The following is a 19768-nucleotide window of genomic DNA, read 5'->3' as shown; positions in this document are numbered from 1 at the left end:
GCCTTTTTTTTGAGCAATATGTAGTGCAGATGTCGGATCTGACTGCCGCAGCCTACCGCTTTCCAAAGCGGAGGTACCCAGCATGACCAGTTCCCAGGTTCCTGTCTTCGATTTCAGGCAGGCCGTTGCCAGACAGTTTGATGATCGACCGACGCTGCGCCAGGTTGCCAGTGAGCAGTTACTGCGCTTGTTGTTGGAAGAGCTGCCATGGTTGGCCCATGTCACCCCCGCCCTGACAACGGCTGACCCGCTGATGCTGGACAGCCCGGACCCCGACACGACCTATTGGACTACCCAACCCCTGGTGGACCGGGTACTGCAGGCTTTGCTCGATTCGCAGCCGCTGAGCCTCGAGCCCCTGGGTGATGGTCGTCATTACAACCTCGGTCTGACCAGCACCTATCGTTTTGCCGGTTCGACGAGTGAGTTCGATACTCGCCAGTTGTCAGGCTTGTCACCTGCACTCGATCAACTGGTGGAGCAGCTTCCGCAGCACTTCTGTGAGGCTCAGCTCGAATATTGGCGAGCCAAGGGCAATGCAGGTGTCAGTCGCGACAGCTGGTTGCAGTTGCTGCTCAAGACCGCTCTGTTGCGCGGCCTGCCCTGGCAAGGCCTGGCTCCCCAGGAGCAGGCGTGTATCCGTGGCCTGCTTCACGGCGGTGACGACCAGCCCCCGGTGTACTTCGTCCAGACGCATCTGACCAGTGCCTCACTGCAGTATGCTCAGATGCAATGCCAGATGCTGATTTGTGGCGAGTGGGACGAGCGCGAGGTTGTCCTGTGGTGCGCGCCTTCGGGCGCGGTGCGCAGCTTCGATTCGTTGACTGCGTTTGGCCTTGCGTTGCGTGACGAACTGGCGCAAGCCTATGTCTTCGAACAAATGAGTTGGAAACGTCATCCAGCCCAAGGCAATGTTTTCGCCCAGCAGGTCTCGCTCTTGCTCGAGACGCTGCTTCAGAGAGTCGAGCAAGCCCGCTATCGCGGCATCAACGATGTTTCGGTCCTTGAGCAGCGTTTCGCCCAGCTGAGCGATCCTTCGCCCTGGTTCGAGGCCTACCAGGACGAAACTCCGGCAGTACCACCGCCTCCGGGTTTGCGGGCCAGCCACGCACAGGACAGCTTTGCGTGTAGTGCCGCGTTGCTGCAGCTTGCACTTTATCAACTGGAATCAGGCGGCATCGCGGCATTGGATGGCATTCAGTCGTTGACCGATTACACTCGCCAGCGGCTGATTGCACAAATCCGCGAGGACCACGCGGCTGACAGCTCACCGGACGAGCTGATGTTCGACCTTTACCTCGCCCGCGGGGTGCCGGGAGGGGCGGCAACAGGTGCTGGCGGTGGCGAGCCGCTAGCTTTCGCTGGCAGCAAGACGCTCACCGAGTTCGCCATCGGTAACCTCGCCTCCCTCAAGGGGGCGAGCATCAAGCGGGTTTACCTGCGCAGCGGCGGGGACGTGCCGGCATGGCTGAATGCCGAGTCGGCCAAGGCATTGATCACCAGGGTGGATATCGGAAGCCATTATCCAGCCTATGTCGCTGCGCAGCTGGACGATCCGGTCACTCGCGCGGACCGGGTCAGGCGGTTGGGTGGGGAGTGGCGTGCCGCTCTGCTCGCCAGTGCGATCACTGCCAAGCTTGACGGAAAGGTCACAGAGCCTGGGCTGCAATGCGTGGTCGACTTCTGTGCCGGTCACGTCGACCCGACCACGCCGCGGATGACGTTGATTCCGTTGGCGTTCAAGCGCAGCGCAACATCTTCGAAAACGGATGAAGTCCGCTGCATGTACATCCTCTACTGCGTAGAGCCCTCGCTGGTACTGCTTTACCGCCCTTTGTTCACTCAGGACACACTTCGTGAATATGGCAGCCTGTCGGCCTTGCTCGAACATGTGCACGACTCGGCGATCCTGCAGGACAGCATTCTCGACTGGATGGACCCGAGTGTCAGAGCGGTATATGACCATGGTGGTTTCAGCGAACCCCATATCAATGTCATCGGCATCGACCCCTACGTCAATCTCACACGCCCGGCACCAGCCCAGCTGGCCATCACCTATTGGCGTAACAACATCGACGAGAAGCTGTATGTGGCGAACCGCGATCTGCTGGTAAGTATCGCCGAAGAGCAGTCCGTATCCAATGCCGAGAGCCGCTGGCAGACCCTGTGCGAGGGCGCATGGCTATTGTTCGATGTCGTGACCTTGGTGCTGCGTGGGCCGGTGGCATCCGTGGCCTGGCTGGTGCAACTGCTGGTTTCCTTGCCACACGACCTTGATGCGCTTGAGCGCGGCGATGCGTTTGACCGTGCGGCTGCCGTTGCCGACCTGATGCTGAATTTGTGCATGGTGTTGTTGCATGCCAGGCAACCGTTACCGGCAGTTTCCAGCCATGAAATGCCCGGCGCGGCAGTCATCGAAGGGCCTGAACCGCAGCGCGGGGCTTTTGCCGAGGTTTCCGTCGCGCCAGTGGAGAAGGCGGTGGTTGTGGGCGAAGCGCTGCCCGGCAGCAGGCTTGATTTTACCTGGCGCGGCCAGAGTGGCTTCAACTGGTTGCCGCAAGCACAGCGGCAAGCACTGCTGGCTATGCGTTCCAATGTCTCGCTCAATGGCGTGAAACCCTTGATTGACGGCGACATGGTGGGCTCGTACCGCATCGATGACAACTATTACGTAGCGTTGGCCGGTGACGTCTACCGTGTAGAGCAATTTCCTGATGGTGTACGGGTGGTCGACTCCAAAGGAGCCCCAGGGCCCTGGCTGAGCTTTATCGATGACGTCTGGCGGGTAGACGCGACACTTCGTCTGGCCGCTGGCATGCCACGAAACTCCGTCCGCGATCGGCTGGCAAAGCAGTTCCTTGAGTTGCATAAAACAATCAACCAGCTAGGTGAACAGGCTAACCAGAAGAGAGAGCAATACGGCAGTATGGTCGCGAACTCGCTGGAGTCGAAGAACAGGCTCGAAGCCTTGAAGGTGCGCAGAGCCGAGACAGCCGCAACTCTATCTTCGTTGCCGGAGGGGGACGAAGCTGCCAGTTTGCAAGCGTTGCTGCAGCGCTTCGATGAACGCATAACTGATCTGGAGGTGACCTTCGCCCGGCAAAGGGACCAGTTGATACAGCAGTTGGAGGCCACCGTCCACGTTGAAAAGGAAATACTCCCGCTGCTGAAGACCATCAAAGAACCCAAATATGCCAGCGAGCGGCAGAGGCACGCCTGGGATGATGTGCTTCCGCAATACGAGAAATCTACCCGGGAGAGCCTTATCCGCAATAACGAATTCATTATCGATGAGCTTTGGGATCTGGTGGAGTACCCCAAACTGGTCGAAATGCAAAAGGCCTTGAATGGGCGGCCAATCGGCGAGGTCGCTGAGCTGTATCAGACGTTCCGCCTCAGGCTGGAAAAGGTTGTCGACCTGCAGGAGCGCATACTCGTAGGCTTCGAGGGTCTCGATCAGTTGTTGGTTGATGCTGCAGACGATTTCACGATTAGCGGTATCGCGGGTGAGCCTGTGCGTACCGTTGCGCAACTGATTGCCCGACGCAACTTCTCCACGGTTCAGCTGCGTTTCCACCAGATAATGAACCTGGCTGACCTGGCATTGCATCTTGACAGGGCGGCTGGGCAAAACGTGCTCGCCGGCTACCGGGACGAGCTGGCTAGCCTGAGTCTGCGCAATGCCGCTGAAGCTCATGGTGAGCTGGACTTTGCCAACTTGTCGGCGCAGGACAGGATTGTCATCCTGCAGGAAGCCTGGGATGAGTACAGTGCTGCGCTGCTCAACAGCGATCGCATTCGCAAGGAAGGCGGAGTGTTGATCGAGCCGACGATGATCGATCGGTACCGCGAACATCTCGGCAAGCTCAAACTGGATGCGGGCAGGCGTCTGGTCGAGGCGGCTCGAGAGCAGGATGACCCCGAGGTGCCAGCCAGGCGTTCGCCCTACAAGGCGTCCAGCGCGACGCAGCGGATAGCGCGTAATGCCCAGGGCCAGCTAATGATCGGAACCGAGATCGAGCTGCAAGGGCAGCGCCTGCTCGAGGTGCGTGAGGCGGTCAGTGATACCGTGCTGGCCACGTTCGAACTGGTAGATGGCGAGTGGCGCGAGCGTGAGGCTGAGCAGCCTTCGGCGGCTGACGAAGCGCCCCCAAGTGATCTGGCCATGTGGGTGCAGTCACTGCTGGACGAGAACAATGCGTTGCGGGTAAAGGCCAAGTCGTATGTCGACAACGATATCAAGGGTACCTTGCTCGCTGGGTTGTTCGACCAGCAGCTGGGCAAACTGGATCAGGCGGCGAGCACCCTGCGTGATGCGGGCGGCAACGACACGCTGCTCAGGACCCTGGAGCGAGAGTCGGATGCTTTGGCTGCGGAGAAAGAGCTCCAGCTGACCACCCTTTATACCGACACCAATTATCCCTCCGCTGAAGCCTTGCGTTTCCTGCACGAAAAGAAGCTGATCGCGGTCGAATACAACGAGCGGCGAACCATGCAGGATGGTAGTGCGTTTGACGAGTATCGGGTGCTGCGCCTGCCAAGCAAGCGAAATCTGTGGGCTGCGCATTTCCATTTCCGCTCGCCTGACGACTTCGCCGAGGATTTCGTTACCGGCCACCTCAAGACCTGGAGCCAACGTCGCATGAGCAGCCGCCTCGCTGCAAGCGCAGGGCAACGGCTCCACCGTGGCAAGCTGACGCTGGAGCAAGCCCGGGGCATCATTCCGTTCTGACCGGCCCAGTAACAAGACGGGAGCCCGCCTGCCGTACCTGACAATCATGCCTGGGTACGGCAGGCGCGTCGGCCTGCTACGGTGCCGCAGCCTGAATCAGGTCAGTACGGAATTCAGAACTCTGCCCAATCACATCGATGGCGACGCTGCATAGCTTCAAGGGCAAGGCCGAACCCGGGATATCACGGCTTAGTGCGCGCAATAGGCGATAGCCTGACGGATCGTGGCAGTCTGTCGTTTCTGGTGTGCCACGCTTTACCCGGTAGAACACGACATCAGGATCACGCAACCAACTGATCCGGGCGCCACCGTCAGGCAAGTGTCCGATCATCACCTGAGCCAGGGGTTTGCCAGGTGGTAGCAGTTCCACTTTGATGCTCAGGCTATTGGCCATGAGCGCACGAGAAGGTAATTGCTCTGGCGCCTGTACGCCGATCAGGCACAGGTAGTGAACACCGGGCTCGGGGCCGATCGGGTCGTTGATCATGGCTTCGCTTGAAGTAAGGGTGCCGCTGTAGCCAACCGGATCTTCGCAGGCAAGTGCGTCGGTGCTGGTTTTGTAGCGGTAGCGTGGTGTATCGATCAGGAACTGGAAGCCCCAGCGTGCAGGCTCAAGGGAACCATCAGCCTGGCTTCGGGCTTTGGTCAGCTTCCTGAAGCTGTTGCCCTGCGGCTCGAGCTGAAAGCCCGGCAGTAATTGGCAACCCTCTAGCTCAAGGTCCACACGACCTGCACTGAAACAGCCATGTAGGCGTTGGACCGGAATAGCACCGACCTCATTGTCATGCAGGCTGTTGGCGATACCGACCAGGCGATTGCTCCTGCGGTCCACGACCGGGCTCCCGGATGCTCCTTCAGCCAGGCCCTGGCAATCATTACGCCTGGCATTGCGCCACACCGCTACCGACGCTGGATGTGCCCTGGAAACGCTCTGTACAGGTGGACAGGCGCAGGCCTTTGCCGATCGAACTTGGCTCGCCGACTACCAGGACTGCGCTCCCCGGAGCCGGGGATGGGCCTGGTTTGAGTGGTGTAATTCCCAGCGTCCGCAGCTCCTCGAGCTTGGCATCGAGCTCCAGAAGCGCCAGGTCGGCACCTTGCAAGCTGTTCCATATCGTGCGCTTCAGGGGCACGGTGTGACGCTGGTCTTGCGTATCGACAAAATAATTGAAGCTGATACTGCCGTTAATCGGCCGGTCCACGAGGACCTTGCCATTGATGCCGCCAACGCAGTGGCCAGCGGTCAATACATAGGCCGGTGCAGCCGGGTCGGTAGCGGCATCGCTGCTGTCCAGCAATGTGCCGATGCAATGCTTGTTCTGGGAAACCAGCCGACCAACACCGGTCCATTGGGCGCTTTGCCCATTACTGTTGTACAAGGTTGCCGGTTCGGCGAGCGTGCTGGCGGTGTCATCGGCGCCAGCCAGATTGCCGAATAGCGCCAAGGCCAGTGTCGCCAGGATTGAGGGGAGTTGCATGTCGTACCTCCTTGGGATGGAGGTCGAAGCGTGCAGGCGCTATCGGGGAAGGTGGCGGTACATAGGTGAAGAACCCGCTCAGCGGTTGCTGTAGCGGCCATGCCTGCCATGCGCTGGCATGGCTTGATTGCTGCGCTCGGCAATCATCTGCGGCAGGCTGAGCAGAATGACTCCCTGGCTTTTCAGGCGGGGCAGTTCGCGTGCCAGCACTTCGAGCGTTTGCGGGTAAGGGTGGCCAATCAACACTGCCGAGCCTTGTTTGTGTGCCAGGGCTATACCTTGTTGAAACTGCCCGGCAATGGCCTCGGTGGTGCGCACGTCGTCGAGAAACACATCCCGCGAGACATGCGCCAGCCCCTGCGCCTGTGCTTCGGCAGCGGCCACCGTAGCGGCACTGGTGCGGCTGTCGACGAAGAACAGGTGGCGCCGCTGCAGCTCGCCCATCAGCCAGGCCATGGCTTCGCGCTGGGCCGTCATGCGGCTGCCCATGTGGTTGTTGATGCCGGCGGCGTAGGGCACCTTGAGCAACGCGCTGTCCAGGCGCCGCGCCAGCTCTTCGATGGGGGCGCCGGGGTGCCAGGCATAGGGCCCGTTGGCCGGGTCCATGGGCATGTGCAGGATGACCGTCTTGCCGGCCTTGTGTGCCTGGCGGGCGAAGTCTGTGGCGTGTGGGGTGTCGGGCATGATCGCCATGGTCACCGGCCCCGGCAAGGCCAGGGTGCGGCTGTCGCGTTCGGGGTTCTGGCCCAGGTCGTCGATGATGATGCTCATGTAGGCCTTGCCGGTCGGTGCCGCGTGCGCGACCCCGGCCAACAGGCAGAACAACAGACACAGCAGATAACGCATGGGGTGGATCATTCGCCCTTGGTGATATTCAGGCCCTTGAGCAGGCTCAAGGCCTGGCTCAGCTGGAAGTCGTCATCCTGTGGGCGCTCCTTGCGCTTGCCGCTGCCGGTCGGGCGGTCGGCGCCGCCATTGCCGTTGCCCAGGTGGCCCTGCAGGTCGGCTTCCTTGAAGTTGTCGGTGTCGGCTTCGGCGGTGAGCTTGGCCGGGCGTACTTCGATGTCGGGGACGATGCCCTGGGCCTGGATCGAGCGGCCATTGGGGGTGAAGTACAGCGCAGTGGTCAGCTTCAGGGCACGGTCGTTGGCCAGCGGCAGCACGGTCTGCACCGAGCCTTTGCCGAAGCTGTCGGTACCCATCAGCACCGCGCGTTTCTGGTCTTGCAGGGCGCCGGCGACGATTTCCGAGGCCGAGGCGCTGCCGCCGTTGATCAGCACTACCAATGGTACGCCTTCGCTGGCGTCGGCCGGGTCGGCCGAGAAGCGCAGCTCGGAGTTGGCGATGCGGCCCTTGGTGTAGACGATCAGGCCCTTGGTCAGGAAGTGGTCGGCCACTTCCACCGCCGACTGCAGCACGCCACCGGGGTTGTTGCGCAGGTCCAGCACCACACCGCGCAGCTTCTTGCCGTTGTCCTTGCGCAGCTTGGCCAGGGCCTTGCCCACTTCGTCGCCGGTCTTGACCTGGAACTGGGTGATGCGAATGTAGCCGTAGTCGTTCTCCAGCAGCTGGCTCTTCACGCTCTTGACCTGGATGACAGCGCGGGCAAGGGTTACGTCGAAGGGGGTGCCGCCATCCCGCACCAGGGTCAGGGTGATCTTTTCACCGACATTGCCGCGCATCTTGTCGACCGCCTCGGTCATGGTCTGGCCCCGGGTCGGGGCGCCATTGATCTTGACGATCAGGTCACCTGCCTGCACGCCGGCACGCGAGGCCGGGGTGTCATCGATGGGCGAGACCACCTTGATGAAGCCGTCTTCCTGGCCCACTTCGATGCCCAGCCCGCCGAACTCGCCGCTGGTGCTTTCCTGCAGCTCCTGGAAGTCCTCGGGGCCGAGGTAGGCCGAGTGCGGGTCGAGGTTGCTGAGCATGCCCTTGATCGCGTTTTCCAGCAGGGTCTTGTCGTCCACCGGCTCCACGTAGGCCGCCTTGATGCGGTCCATGACCTCGGCGAAGGTACGCAGCTCCTCGAGCGGCAGGGGGGCCTTGGCGGTCACCGCGGTGGCCGGTACCGCTGCCGGCTTGGCCGGCTCTGCGGCAGTAGCCAGGGGCGCGCCCACCGCCAAGGCGATGGACAGGGCCAGCTGGGTGAGACGAGGCGAGTGCAGCATGTCGAACGAACTCCTGATCCTGTAGGCGCTCCCTGGGGAGCATCGGCGTGGCTCGTGGGCTACGCCGTAGAAATTTGACTAGCCCCGGCACCATTGCGAAGGGTCGGTAGGCCGGCCCTGCTGGCGAATGGCGAAATACAAGCCGGCAGCGTCCTGGCCGCCGCTGTCGCCAACGGTGGAAATGGCTTCGCCGGCCTTGACGATATCACCGGCGCTCTTGAGCAGGCTCTGGTTATGCCCATACAGGCTCAGGTAACCGTTGCCATGGTCGAGAATGACCAGAAGCCCGGCACCGCGCAACCAGTCGGCGAACACGACACGCCCGCCGTGCACGGCACGTACCTGGGTGCCCGGGCTGGCGCTGATCATTACCCCATCCCACTTGGCACGGGCATCGTTGCCGCGGGCATCACCGAAGCGTGCCAGTAATCGACCATTGACTGGCCAGGGAAGTTTTCCGCGCGCGGCAGAAAATGCGCCGCCGTAGCTCGCGCCGTCGCTGGAAACCATCGGGCCCAGGGTGGTACGGGCCTTTTTCGGTGGCTCTGCGGGTTCGCTGTCTTGCTCGCGGGCGGCGGCCGCAGCCAGGGCCTCTTGCTGGCGGCGTTTTTCAGCCTCCTGCTGGGCCAGCAAGGCTTTCTGGCGCGCCTCTTCGGCCTCGCGGGCCTGGCGTGCCAGGGTTTCCTCGATGGTCTTGAGCACTTTGGCCAGGTCGGCCTGGTCCTGCTCGCGCGCCTGCAGCTTCTGGTCGCGGTCCTTCATGTCACTGTTGAGCTTGGCCAGTACCTGCTGGCGTTTGCCACGCTCGGCTTCCAGGGCCTGGCGGCGGCTGTCGAGGTCGGCGCGCTGGGCCAGCAGCTGTTCCTGCTGGGTGGCAATGTCCTTCTCCACGTTGGCCAGCTGGCGCAAGGTCTCGTTGAAGGTGCGCAGTTGCTCCAGGCGCGCCTTGCTCAGGTAATCGTAGTAGGTGAGGGTGCGGGCGAACTTCTCGGGATTCTGCTGGTTGAGCAGCAGCTTGAGGTATTCCTCGCGGCCGTTCTGGTAGGCCGAACGGGCCTGGATGGCGATCAGTCGCTGTTGTTCAACGCGGGCGCTCTGGAGTTTTTTTTTCTCGGTATCAAGGCGCTCCAGCTCGCCCTCGGTCTTTTTTAGTTCTTGCTGCAGCGCCTCCACCTGCTTTTCGAGGTTGCCAATATCGGTCTCGGTGGCTTTGAGGTCCTTCTGCACACCGGCCTTTTCTTCCTGGAGCTTGCTCAGCGTCTTCTTGAGCTCGGCAATATCCTGGCGGGTGGCATCCAGTTGTTGCTGGGTCTGCGCACGCTCATCGGCGAATGCCGGACCGAGCAGGCAAGATAGGGCTAGGAGGATCAGGGCGCGAAGCATGGGGTTTGGCGTACCAAGGATGGAGACTGGCCTAGTATGCCCGCCTGGGCGTGCAAAAAAAACGCCTCGCTGCGGATGCAGGGAGGCGTTTGTCTGGAATTCATGTGGAAACAGGGCCGCAACGCGGCCCCTGCACAGAATCAGGCGTCGACCAGGATTGACGTACCGGTCATTTCCGCCGGTTTTTCCAGCCCCAGCAGCTTCAGCATGGTCGGCGCCACGTCGGCCAGCACGCCGCCTTCACGGACTTTCAGGTTGCGCTTGCCGACATAGATGAACGGCACCGGCTCGGTGGTGTGCGCGGTGTGCGCCTGGCCGGTGCTTTCGTCTTCCATCTGCTCGACGTTGCCGTGGTCGGCGGTGATCAGCGCTTCGCCGCCCACCTTGTCCAGCGCGTCGACGATGCGGCCGACGCAGCCATCCAGGGCCTCGACAGCCTTCACTGCCGCCTCGAATACGCCCGTGTGGCCAACCATGTCGCCGTTGGCGTAGTTGACCACGATCACGTCATAGCGTTGCTGCTCGATGGCTTCGACGATGCGGTCGGTCACCTCCGGCGCGCTCATTTCTGGCTGCAGGTCGTAGGTGGCGACTTTCGGCGACGGGATCAGGATGCGCTCTTCGCCTTCGAACGGCTCTTCGCGGCCACCGGAGAAGAAGAAGGTCACGTGCGCATACTTCTCGGTTTCGGCAATGCGCAGCTGGGTCTTGCCGTTTTTCGCCAGGTACTCGCCCAGCACGTTGTTCAGGCTGGCCGGAGCAAAGGCGGCAGGCGCCGGGATTTTCGCCGAGTACTGGGTGAGGCCGATGTAGGCTGCCAGCTTGGGCAGGCGGGCGCGCGGGAATTCGTTGAAGTCGGCTTCGACGAACACCCGCGACAGCTCGCGGGCACGGTCGGCACGGAAGTTCATGAACACCACGGCATCGCCATCTTCAACCTTGACCGCTGCGCCGATGCGCGTGGCTTTCACGAACTCGTCGCTCTCGTCACGGGCGTAGGCCGCTTCCAGGCCTGCCAGGGCGGTGTCGGCGGTGTACTCGGCAGCGCTGTCGACGATCAGGTTGTAGGCGGCGCTGACGCGGTCCCAGCGGTTGTCGCGGTCCATCGCGTAGTAACGGCCGATCAGGCTGGCGATGCGGCCCTTGCCCAGCCTGGCGAAGGTGGCATCGAGCAGTTCGATGGACGACTGCGCGCTGCGTGGTGGCGTGTCGCGGCCATCGAGGAAGGCGTGAAGGTAGATCTTTTCGGCGCCCCGTTGCGCAGCCAGCTCGGCCATTGCTACCAGGTGGTCCTGGTGGCTGTGCACGCCGCCGTCGGACAGCAGGCCGAGAATGTGCACGGCCTTGCCGGCACTGGCTGCCTTGTCCACCGCAGCGGTCAGCACTGGGTTTTCGAAGAACTCGCCGTCGCGGATGGCCTTGGTCACCCGGGTGAAGTCCTGGTAGACGACGCGCCCGGCGCCAAGGTTCATGTGGCCGACTTCGGAGTTGCCCATCTGCCCGTCCGGCAGGCCGACATCCATGCCCGAGCCGGAAATGAGGCCATGCGGCTGGCTGGCGCGCAGGCGGTCATAGACCGGTGTGTTGGCGGCGTAGATGGCATTGTATTCGGGGCTTTCGCTGTGGCCGAAGCCATCCAGGATGATCAGGACCAGAGGTTTGGGCGTACTCATCAATCAAACTCACGGTTGTTCAAAGATGATAAAGACACGCATTTTAGGGCAAATACGCCACGGGCGGCGAATATTCGTCCCATCCGCCGACCGGCGTGCCCAGGGGTGGTGAGGTGCAGAAGGTTTTGCCGCCGGCCCGTCGGGCTTTGGTGGCACTAAGGGGCTGTGTATACTGGCCGGCATTTTCAATCGCCTGGAACACCGCTGATGGTTGCTCACCTGATTCAATTCGCGACAGATCACTACATCCTGGTTGCGATCTTCGTTGTTCTGCTGGTCCTGCTGCTGCTCAATGAAATCCGTCGTGGCGGCCAGAGCTTGAGCAATGGCCAGCTGACCGCTCTGGTCAATGCTGACAAGGGCCTGGTCCTCGACATCCGCCCGTCCAAGGAATACGCCGCAGGTCATATCGTCGGCGCGATCAACATTCCGCAGGACAAAGTGGTCAACCGTCTGAGCGAGCTGGAAAAACACAAGGCAAAGACCCTGATCGTCGTCGACGCAATGGGCCAGCAGTCGGGTGCTATCTGCAGCGAGCTGCTCAAGGCTGGCTACACCGCCGCCAAGCTGAGCGGTGGCGTTTCCAGCTGGAAAGCCGATAACCTGCCACTGGTGAAGTGATATGAAGCCCGTCATCGTCTACTCCAGCGACTACTGCCCCTACTGCATGCGTGCCAAGTACCTGCTCGAGAGCAAGGGCGTGGCCTTCGAGGAAATCAAGGTCGACGGCAAGCCACAGGTTCGTGCCGAGATGAGCCAGAAGGCCGGCCGCACATCGGTGCCGCAGATCTGGATCGGCAGCACCCATGTCGGTGGATGCGATGACCTCTATGCCCTGGAGCGCGCCGGCAAGCTCGACGCGCTGCTGGCGGCCTGATTTGCCCAGCATTCAAAAACATTAGGATAAGGACCTGCCATGACTGACCAACAGACCAACGGCGCTGCTGCAGAAGACAACAGCCCTCAGTTCTCCATGCAGCGCATCTATGTGCGCGATCTGTCGTTCGAGGCCCCGAAAAGCCCGCAGATCTTCCGCCAGTCCTGGGAGCCGAGCGTAGCCCTGGACCTGAACACCAAGCAGAAGGCCCTGGAAGGCGACTTCCACGAGGTGGTGCTGACCCTGTCGGTTACCGTGAAAAACGGTGAAGAGGTCGCCTTCATCGCTGAAGTGCAGCAGGCCGGTATCTTCCTGATCAAGAACCTGGATGCGGCTTCGATGAGCCACACCCTGGGCGCGTTCTGCCCGAACATCCTGTTCCCGTATGCCCGTGAGACGCTGGACAGCCTGGTGACCCGCGGTTCGTTCCCGGCCCTGATGCTGTCGCCGGTCAACTTCGACGCCCTGTATGCGCAGGAAATGCAGCGCATGCAGGAAGCCGGCGAAGCGCCGACCATGCAGTAATAGCTGCCGGTATCAGGAAAGCGCCTCTCGGGGCGCTTTTTTGTTGCCTGTGCCGGCCCTTTTCGCGGGCGCGCCCGCCCCCACAGGTAGGGCGCCGCTTTCAAGTGCCGCGCTGTACCTGTGGGAGCGGGCATGCCCGCGAAAAGGCCGGTGCGGGCGCAAGATCAGCTCCCGGCGAACCCGTTCTGCCGCCATGCCTCGTACACCGTCACCGCCACGGTATTGGACAGGTTCAGGCTACGGCAGCCTGGCCGCATCGGCAGGCGCAGGCGCTGTTCGCCCGGCAGGCTGTCCAGCACCTCGGCTGGCAGGCCTCGGCTCTCCGGCCCGAACAGGAAGGCATCGCCCGGCTGGTAAGCCACTTCGTGGAACGGCCGCGAGCCCTTGGTGGTGAACGCGAACAGCCGTGGGTTACCGAGGCTTTCCAGGCATCCGGCCAGGCTCTCGTGGCGCTTGAGCGTGGCATACTCGTGGTAATCCAGCCCTGCGCGTCGCAGGCGCTTGTCATCCAGTTCGAAGCTGATGGGCTCGATCAGGTGCAGGTCGCAGCCGCTGTTGGCGCACAGGCGAATGATGTTGCCGGTATTCGGCGGAATTTCTGGTTGAAAAAGGATGACGTGAAACATGCACGGCTCCAAGCGTGAAGATGACGGGCATTCTACCCCTGAACCGGACGTGCGTTCGAAGGCGTTGCCGCGGGTGATGCTGTCGCTGGCGATCGTCGGCTTGATGGTCGGGCTGATGATCGGCCGCCTGACCACGCCCGAGGAACGCGAACTGCAGCAGGTGCAGGTGGTGCAGGATGGCCTGGAGCTGTGGTTCAACGCCGAGCCCCAGCTGCACGGGGAGAATGTGGAGGGTACGGTGGCGTTGCTGTTCCAGGCTCAGGGCAAGGGCCAGCAGGGGCAATTGAGCCTGCAAGGCAAACCGGTGAGCTGGAAGCTGCAGAGGCGCAAGGAAGGCTTGCTGCTGACGGTGGTCGCCGCGCGCCCCCTGCACGGCGAATGGGCCGGTGCAGAGGACGCTGGGCGCTGGCGGGTGCAGGTGAAACTGCACGAATAAAAGAGGGGATTTCCCGGCCTGCCTGTACCGAGGTCCCCAAAACGGGTGCTGCTGCGAATAAAAGAGGGGTTTACCCGGCCTGCCTGTACCAGGGCCCCCGAAACTGGATATGTATTGTTTATTGCAGGGGGCGTGCCAGTTTTGAAAAGCCCGTGAATCTGGGCTTTCAGGGTGAATTGGCCGTTTTTTGAGGGGATTTGTGCCTTAGTGAGGTGCATCGGGCACAGGATCGGTGCATCGAAGGGCTGAAATGTTTGGGGCCGCTTTGCGGCCCATCGCGACACAAGGCCGCTCCTACAGGGGATCGCATTCTCCTGTAGGAGCGGCCTTGTGTCGCGATGGGCTGCGCAGCAGCCCCAAAGAACTATGGTTTTACCTGGAACTCAGTGCTCGTCACCTTCCTCATCATCGCCCCCGGCCACATTCATCCCCAGTTCCTTGATCTTGCGCGTCAGGGTGTTGCGTCCCCAACCCAGCAACAGTGCTGCATCGCGCCGACGGCCAGCAGTGTGCTTGAGCGCCGTCTCGATCATGATCCGCTCGAAGCTTGGCACGGCGCTGTCGAGCAGGTTCGACTGGCCACGGGTCAGCGCCTGGTCGGCCCACTGGCGTAGCGCCTGCTCCCAGTTGGTGACCGGTGCAGCATCCTGCGGCAGGTTCAGCAGCTCGGGCGGCAGGTCGCCGATCAGCACCTCGCGGCTGGAGGCCATCACCGTGATCCAGCGGCAGGTGTTCTCCATCTGGCGCACGTTGCCCGGCCACGGCAGATTGCGAATGAATTCTTCGGTTTCCGGCTTCAGGATCTTCGGCTCGACCGCCAGTTCCTGGGCGGCACGGGCCAGGAAGTGACGGGCCAGGGCCGGGATGTCTTCGCGCCGGTCGGCCAGCCGCGGGATGTGGATGCGGATCACGTTCAGGCGGTGGAACAAGTCCTCACGGAACTTGCCGGCCTGCACCAGCGACTCCAGGTTCTGGTGGGTGGCGGCGATGATGCGCACGTCGACCTTGACCGGCACGTGGCCGCCCACGCGGTAGAACTCGCCATCGGCGAGGACCCGCAGCAGGCGGGTCTGGGTGTCGGCGGGCATGTCGCCGATCTCGTCGAGGAACAGCGTGCCGCCATCGGCCTGCTCGAAGCGGCCGCGGCGCAGGTTGGCTGCGCCGGTGAAGGCCCCTTTCTCATGGCCGAACAGTTCCGACTCCATCAGGTCCTTGGGGATGGCGGCCATGTTCAGGGCAATGAACGGTGCAGCCGCGCGCGGGCTGTGGCGGTGCAGGGCATGCGCCACCAGCTCCTTGCCGGTACCGGACTCGCCGTTGATCAGCACGGTGATGTTGGAGTGGCTGAGGCGGCCAATGGCGCGGAACACCTCCTGCATCGCCGGTGCTTCACCGATGATTTCCGGCGTGCGCGCAAGGTTCTGCGGCACGTCCAGCCCTTGTTGTTCCTGGGCGTGCTGATTGGCGCGTTTCACCAGCGAGACCGCTTCGTCGACGTCGAATGGCTTGGGCAGGTACTCGAAGGCGCCGCCCTGGTACGACGCCACGGCGCTGTCGAGGTCGGAATGGGCGGTCATGATGATGACTGGCAGGCGCGGATGCTGTTCGCGGATCTGCGCCAACAGGTCCAGGCCGCTGGTGCCGGGCATGCGGATATCGGAAATGATCACGTCCGGTTGCTGGCGTGCCAGGCGGCCCATCACGCCGTCAGCGCTGTCGAAGCTCTGGGTGGTCATGCCTTCCTGTTGCAGGGCTTTTTCCAGGACCCAGCGGATGGAGCGATCATCGTCGACGATCCATACGGTTTCACTTCGGCTCATGAGGCGGTGGCTCCTTGTTCCAGAGGCAGGTAGATCGAAAAGGCGGTGTGGCCTGCATGGCTTTCACACTCGATCAGGCCCTGGTGCTGGCTGATGATGTTCTGGGTAATGGCCAGGCCCAGCCCGGTACCGTCCGGGCGGCCGCTGACCATGGGGTAGAAAAGGGTGTCCTGCAGTTCCGGCGGGATGCCGGGACCGTTATCAATGATTTCCACGCGTGCTACCAGGCGATGGCGCACGTGGCCGATGGTGAACTGGCGCAGGGCTCGGCTGCGCAGGGTGATGCGGCCGAGGCGCAGCTCGTTCTGCGAACTGATGGCCTGCATGGCGTTGCGCACGATGTTAAGTACGGCCTGGATCATCTGCTCTCGGTCGATCAGTACGTCCGGCAGGCTGGGGTCGTAGTCGCGCACCAAGGCGATGCAGCCCTGGCTTTCCGCCTCGACCAGGCTGCAGACCCGTTCCAGCACTTCGTGGATGTTGGTCATGGCCAGCGACGGCAGCTTGTTCGAACCGAGCATGCGGTCGACCAGGTTACGCAGGCGGTCGGCCTCCTCGATGATCACGTTGGTGTAGTCACGCAGGCCTTCCTCGGGCAATTCGCGCGCCAGCAGCTGGGCGGCGCCGCGAATACCGCCGAGAGGGTTCTTGATTTCGTGGGCGAGGCCGCGCACCAGCATCTTGGTGGTTTCCTGCTTGCTCAGCTGGGCCTCTTCCTTGGTGATGCGCAGCAGCCGGTCACGCGGGTGCACTTCGAGCAGCAGCAAGGTCTGGCCCAGGTGCAGGATCGGCGTTACCGCGTAGTCGACGGTGATGGTCTGCCCGGTCAGCGAAGTGAGCTGCGCTTCGCGCTTGGTGAACGGGTGCGCCTGCTCGACTGCCTGGCGCAGCGAGCTGAGAGCCTCGCTCGATTCGGTGAACAGCTCGCTGATGAACTGTCCATGGCTGCGCTGCCCACTGACCGCCAGCAGCATCTCCGCAGCCGGGTTCATGTATTCCAGGCACAGCTCGGCGTTGAGCAGGAGCGTGGCGGTGGTCAGGTTGTCCAGAAGCAGACGGTGCTGTGCATCGCTGATGGTCATAAGGTGTCGTTGACCTCTTTTGGCGCTTGTCTGGCAGGGGCGGGCATGATTGGCCGCGCAGTGAATCCGCTGGTTCCAGTCTCCCTGCAGAAAATGCAAGAAACAAACCAAGGCTCCGAAAAGAAGCGGATTTAGCCGAGAAAGGCCAGAAATGGCGTAAATCTGCACCAGAATGTTCTGGGGTAACGTTTCTTGTGACCTTTTTTGGGGTGCACTCAGGGGCATCAGTCCGCAGAGTGCACCAATATAGAGCATAGAGGTTTCAGGGCTGATCGCACAGTTGGCCAGTGGCACGAACCAAGGCTTGCTTCATCAATGGCGACAAGCCACGCTCGTTGATCGAGGACGCCAGCCGTTGGTTGCAAGCGGAACCGGTATCACTGGGCAGACTGGCCAGATGCTGCAGTAGCCTGGCTTGCAGGGCATCCAGTTCGGGGCGTAGCTCCTGCTGGAGGTCCCGGCGAGGTGTGTCAGGCGTACGACCTTGGCTGTGCCAGCGGCTAAGCAAGCTGTATTGCATCATTTTGTGTGCTTCGATCTGGTCGGCGAAGAAGGCTGCTGCCCGTTCGGCTGGCAATTGGTAGCGCCACGCGTTGTTGCGCACGTCATTCAGAATCTGCAACTCGCGCTTGTTGTCTTGCACGGGTTGAGCGTTGTCCCATTTGTGCAGCGCGACGGACTCGGCGCTTGCCAACCGATGCTCGATATCATCGAGCAGGATGTCCAGCGGCCCATCAGCTGGCGGCCGTTGCCCTGGGCACTGGTCTTGTGGCGTGGAAAAGGCCAGCTCCTCGTTCGCGGCGTGAAAGACCATCACCGTGGCAGCCTGTCGTGTCGTTCTGCCACGGTGCACCTCGCCTACCAGTTCAGCCAGGGTGTTGCCTGCCGTCAATGTCGTTCGCTTGCCGCCGCGGGTTTCCACTTCCAGCTCGCCTTCTTTCAGATAACCGAGGTTGAGCGCTTGGTGGCAGTGCCAGTCGAGGGTCGTATCTGGCGGAATGCTGACTTCCACCAGTGACAGCACGGGCTGCCCATCCGGGTAGTGGGTGTAGGGCGTGCCGTCCCAGCTACCGGCAGCACGATGAAGCACTTGCGACTGTACCTCTGCGGGTTGGTTGCTGCAGCCTGCGAGCAAGGCGGTTAAGGTCAGAACTGCGGGTATGAATCTGCGCATGGTATGGCGTCCGTTGGTGAGTGGACGTCTACCTTGAGAGTGGTTGCTGCAGCGAAATGCCAGCGGCATCCCTTTACTTTGTAGGAACAAGAGCGATTAAAGCGAAGAAACGAAAACGGCCTCCCAAGGGAGGCCGTTATGATCATGTCACCGACGCCAGGCGCCGATCAGATCAGCAGCTGTAGTACAGCTCGTATTCCAGCGGGTGGACGAAGGTGCGGACCTTGATCTCTTCTTCGCTCTTCAGCTCGATGAAGGCATCGATGAAGTCGTCGGAGAACACGCCGCCCTTGGTCAGGAACGCACGACCTTTGTCCAGCTCTTCCAGGGCTTCCTTCAGGCTGCCGCAAACCTGCGGAATGTCCTTGGCCTCTTCAGGCGGCAGGTCGTACAGGTTCTTGTCGGCCGCATCGCCTGGGTGGATCTTGTTCTGGATACCGTCCAGGCCGGCCATCAGCAGGGCGGCGAAGGCCAGGTACGGGTTGGCCGATGGGTCCGGGAAGCGTGCTTCGATACGGCGGGCTTTCGGGCTGCCGACGTAAGGAATACGGATCGAGGCGGAACGGTTGCGAGCGGAGTAGGCCAGCATTACCGGGGCTTCGAAACCTGGGACCAGACGCTTGTAGGAGTTGGTCGACGGGTTGGTGAAGCCGTTCAGGGCCTTGCCGTGCTTGATGATACCGCCGATGAAGTACAGGGCGGTGTCGGACAGGCCGGCATAGCCTTCACCAGCGAAGGTGTTCTTGCCGTCTTTCCAGATCGACATGTGCACGTGCATGCCCGAGCCGTTGTCGCCGTACAGTGGCTTCGGCATGAAGGTGGCGGTGCGGCCGTAAGCGTCGGCAACGTTGTGCACCACGTATTTCAGGGCCTGTACTTCGTCAGCCTTCTTTACCAGGGTGTTGAACTTGACGCCGATTTCGTTCTGGCCGGCAGTCGCCACTTCGTGGTGGTGGACTTCGACGGTCTGGCCCATTTCTTCCAGTGCGTTGCACATGGCAGTACGGATTTCGTGGTCGTGGTCGAACGGCGGGACCGGGAAGTAGCCGCCTTTCACGCCCGGACGGTGGCCCTTGTTGCCGCCTTCGATGTCAGCGCCGGTCATCCACGAGCCTTGCTCGGAGAAGATCTTGAACATCGAACCGGAGATGTCCGACTGGAACTTCACTTCGTCGAAGATGAAGAACTCTGGCTCGGGACCGGCGAATACGGTGTCACCGATGCCGGTGCTCTTCAGGTACTCTTCGGCGCGCTTGGCGATGGCACGTGGGTCACGGTCGTAGCCCTGCATGCTCGACGGGTCGACGATGTCGCAGGTCAGGATCAGGGTCGGTTCTTCGGTGAACGGGTCCAGGACGGCAGTTTCATCGACCGGCATCAGGATCATGTCGGAGGCTTCGATGCCTTTCCAGCCAGCGATGGAGGAACCGTCGAACATCTTGCCGACTTCGAAGAAGTCGTCGTCCAGTGCATCACGCGCCGGCATGGTCACGTGGTGCTGAGTGCCTTTGGTGTCCGTGAAACGCAGATCAATCCACTTGACGTCATGATCTTTGATGAGTTGAACCGACTTCGACATGTTGTCCTCCGGATGGTCTAGGGCGCGGTAGGCCGCTGCCCTGGAAAAAGGGTGTTGCCGGGCGCGGATAGTCGGCCAAGCGTACCTGCCTCACAAGGGAGCAAATTGCATGCCAGTGCCCGAAAATGGCGAGTCCGGGATAAAAAGGGGCGTTTGTAGGCATCTGCCGGGCTTGGAGCGAGCGAAAGTGCACACTTAGGAGGCATGAATTC

Annotated in this window: 16 protein-coding genes; 5 read left to right on the top strand and 11 right to left on the bottom strand. The window is 61.8% G+C overall.

The window, feature by feature from the left end:
• Positions 1–82: 82 nt before the first annotated feature.
• Complete coding sequence (locus tag HU763_RS22755) at positions 83–4732, top strand: hypothetical protein (RefSeq protein ID WP_186684286.1); 4650 nt, start codon at positions 83–85, stop codon at positions 4730–4732.
• Positions 4733–4808: 76 nt separating this feature from the next.
• On the opposite strand, the gene HU763_RS22750 is transcribed toward HU763_RS22755, so the two are convergent.
• The 6 genes from HU763_RS22750 to gpmI all read right to left on the bottom strand — a co-directional run bounded on the left by HU763_RS22750 (position 4809) and on the right by gpmI (position 11440).
• Positions 4809–5564, bottom strand: coding sequence for a hypothetical protein (locus tag HU763_RS22750; RefSeq protein WP_186684288.1), 756 nt, complete (start codon positions 5562–5564; stop codon positions 4809–4811).
• A gap of 43 nt (positions 5565–5607) precedes the next feature.
• Positions 5608–6210 carry a trypsin-like peptidase domain-containing protein gene (locus HU763_RS22745; RefSeq protein WP_186684290.1) on the bottom strand — a complete coding sequence of 201 codons (603 nt, stop codon included), beginning with the start codon at positions 6208–6210 and terminating at the stop codon, positions 5608–5610.
• Positions 6211–6288: 78 nt separating this feature from the next.
• Complete coding sequence (locus HU763_RS22740) at positions 6289–7056, bottom strand: divergent polysaccharide deacetylase family protein (protein ID WP_186684292.1); 768 nt, start codon at positions 7054–7056, stop codon at positions 6289–6291.
• 8 nt (positions 7057–7064) lie between these two features.
• Positions 7065–8381 carry a S41 family peptidase gene (locus HU763_RS22735; RefSeq protein ID WP_186684294.1) on the bottom strand — a complete coding sequence of 439 codons (1317 nt, stop codon included), beginning with the start codon at positions 8379–8381 and terminating at the stop codon, positions 7065–7067.
• Positions 8382–8459: 78 nt separating this feature from the next.
• Positions 8460–9764 carry a murein hydrolase activator EnvC family protein gene (locus HU763_RS22730; RefSeq protein ID WP_186684296.1) on the bottom strand — a complete coding sequence of 435 codons (1305 nt, stop codon included), beginning with the start codon at positions 9762–9764 and terminating at the stop codon, positions 8460–8462.
• Between the two features lie 140 nt (positions 9765–9904).
• A complete protein-coding gene (gene gpmI, locus HU763_RS22725; RefSeq protein ID WP_186684298.1) occupies positions 9905–11440 on the bottom strand; it encodes a 2,3-bisphosphoglycerate-independent phosphoglycerate mutase in 1536 nt (511 codons plus the stop codon).
• Between the two features lie 204 nt (positions 11441–11644).
• On the opposite strand from gpmI, the gene HU763_RS22720 reads away from it, so the two are divergent.
• Genes HU763_RS22720 through secB form a run of 3 tightly spaced genes read left to right on the top strand, consistent with a single transcriptional unit; the run spans position 11645 to position 12839 of the window.
• A complete protein-coding gene (locus HU763_RS22720) occupies positions 11645–12058 on the top strand; it encodes a rhodanese-like domain-containing protein (RefSeq protein ID WP_170033294.1) in 414 nt (137 codons plus the stop codon).
• Between the two features lies 1 nt (position 12059).
• Positions 12060–12314, top strand: coding sequence for a glutaredoxin 3 (gene grxC, locus HU763_RS22715; RefSeq protein WP_003249204.1), 255 nt, complete (start codon positions 12060–12062; stop codon positions 12312–12314).
• Between the two features lie 39 nt (positions 12315–12353).
• On the top strand, positions 12354–12839 hold the full coding sequence (gene secB / locus HU763_RS22710; RefSeq protein ID WP_170033292.1) for a protein-export chaperone SecB: 486 nt from the start codon (positions 12354–12356) through the stop codon (positions 12837–12839).
• 164 nt (positions 12840–13003) lie between these two features.
• Here secB and trmL read toward each other — a convergent pair whose 3' ends face one another.
• Positions 13004–13465, bottom strand: a complete 462-nt coding sequence (trmL, locus tag HU763_RS22705; RefSeq protein ID WP_170033290.1) for a tRNA (uridine(34)/cytosine(34)/5-carboxymethylaminomethyluridine(34)-2'-O)-methyltransferase TrmL — start codon at positions 13463–13465, stop codon at positions 13004–13006.
• On the opposite strand from trmL, the gene HU763_RS22700 reads away from it, so the two are divergent.
• Entirely contained in the window at positions 13464–13901 is a 438-nt protein-coding gene (locus HU763_RS22700; protein WP_186684301.1) for a hypothetical protein, read from the top strand. The genes trmL and HU763_RS22700 overlap by 2 nt on opposite strands.
• A gap of 383 nt (positions 13902–14284) precedes the next feature.
• Here HU763_RS22700 and ntrC read toward each other — a convergent pair whose 3' ends face one another.
• The 4 genes from ntrC to glnA all read right to left on the bottom strand — a co-directional run bounded on the left by ntrC (position 14285) and on the right by glnA (position 19556).
• Positions 14285–15721: a nitrogen regulation protein NR(I) gene (ntrC, locus tag HU763_RS22695; RefSeq protein WP_186684303.1), complete on the bottom strand. Its 1437-nt coding sequence runs from the start codon at positions 15719–15721 to the stop codon at positions 14285–14287.
• Complete coding sequence (glnL, locus tag HU763_RS22690) at positions 15718–16803, bottom strand: nitrogen regulation protein NR(II) (protein ID WP_170033284.1); 1086 nt, start codon at positions 16801–16803, stop codon at positions 15718–15720. The genes ntrC and glnL overlap by 4 nt, the downstream gene beginning before the upstream one ends.
• 262 nt (positions 16804–17065) lie before the next feature.
• Positions 17066–17893: a gamma subclass chorismate mutase AroQ gene (aroQ, locus tag HU763_RS24825; protein WP_225931907.1), complete on the bottom strand. Its 828-nt coding sequence runs from the start codon at positions 17891–17893 to the stop codon at positions 17066–17068.
• Between the two features lie 256 nt (positions 17894–18149).
• Entirely contained in the window at positions 18150–19556 is a 1407-nt protein-coding gene (gene glnA / locus HU763_RS22675; protein ID WP_170033280.1) for a type I glutamate--ammonia ligase, read from the bottom strand.
• Positions 19557–19768 lie beyond the last annotated feature (212 nt).

The organism is Pseudomonas anuradhapurensis (assembly GCF_014269225.2).
GTDB lineage: Bacteria > Pseudomonadota > Gammaproteobacteria > Pseudomonadales > Pseudomonadaceae > Aquipseudomonas > Aquipseudomonas anuradhapurensis.
Note: the sequence above shows the minus strand (reverse complement) of the source record. Positions and strands in the feature narration are given on the sequence as shown.

What these genes read in the sequence shown, in the direction of transcription:
- HU763_RS22755 (WP_186684286.1), top strand. Translation starts at nt 83, where the DNA reads ATGACCAGTTCCCAGGTTCCTGTCTTCGATTTCAGGCAGGCCGTTGCC.
- HU763_RS22745 (WP_186684290.1), bottom strand. Translation starts at nt 6,210, where the DNA reads ATGCAACTCCCCTCAATCCTGGCGACACTGGCCTTGGCGCTATTCGGC.
- HU763_RS22740 (WP_186684292.1), bottom strand. Translation starts at nt 7,056, where the DNA reads ATGCGTTATCTGCTGTGTCTGTTGTTCTGCCTGTTGGCCGGGGTCGCG.
- HU763_RS22735 (WP_186684294.1), bottom strand. Translation starts at nt 8,381, where the DNA reads ATGCTGCACTCGCCTCGTCTCACCCAGCTGGCCCTGTCCATCGCCTTG.
- HU763_RS22730 (WP_186684296.1), bottom strand. Translation starts at nt 9,764, where the DNA reads ATGCTTCGCGCCCTGATCCTCCTAGCCCTATCTTGCCTGCTCGGTCCG.
- HU763_RS22720 (WP_170033294.1), top strand. Translation starts at nt 11,645, where the DNA reads ATGGTTGCTCACCTGATTCAATTCGCGACAGATCACTACATCCTGGTT.
- grxC (WP_003249204.1), top strand. Translation starts at nt 12,060, where the DNA reads ATGAAGCCCGTCATCGTCTACTCCAGCGACTACTGCCCCTACTGCATG.
- secB (WP_170033292.1), top strand. Translation starts at nt 12,354, where the DNA reads ATGACTGACCAACAGACCAACGGCGCTGCTGCAGAAGACAACAGCCCT.
- HU763_RS22700 (WP_186684301.1), top strand. Translation starts at nt 13,464, where the DNA reads ATGCACGGCTCCAAGCGTGAAGATGACGGGCATTCTACCCCTGAACCG.
- trmL (WP_170033290.1), bottom strand. Translation starts at nt 13,465, where the DNA reads ATGTTTCACGTCATCCTTTTTCAACCAGAAATTCCGCCGAATACCGGC.
- ntrC (WP_186684303.1), bottom strand. Translation starts at nt 15,721, where the DNA reads ATGAGCCGAAGTGAAACCGTATGGATCGTCGACGATGATCGCTCCATC.
- glnL (WP_170033284.1), bottom strand. Translation starts at nt 16,803, where the DNA reads ATGACCATCAGCGATGCACAGCACCGTCTGCTTCTGGACAACCTGACC.
- glnA (WP_170033280.1), bottom strand. Translation starts at nt 19,556, where the DNA reads ATGTCGAAGTCGGTTCAACTCATCAAAGATCATGACGTCAAGTGGATT.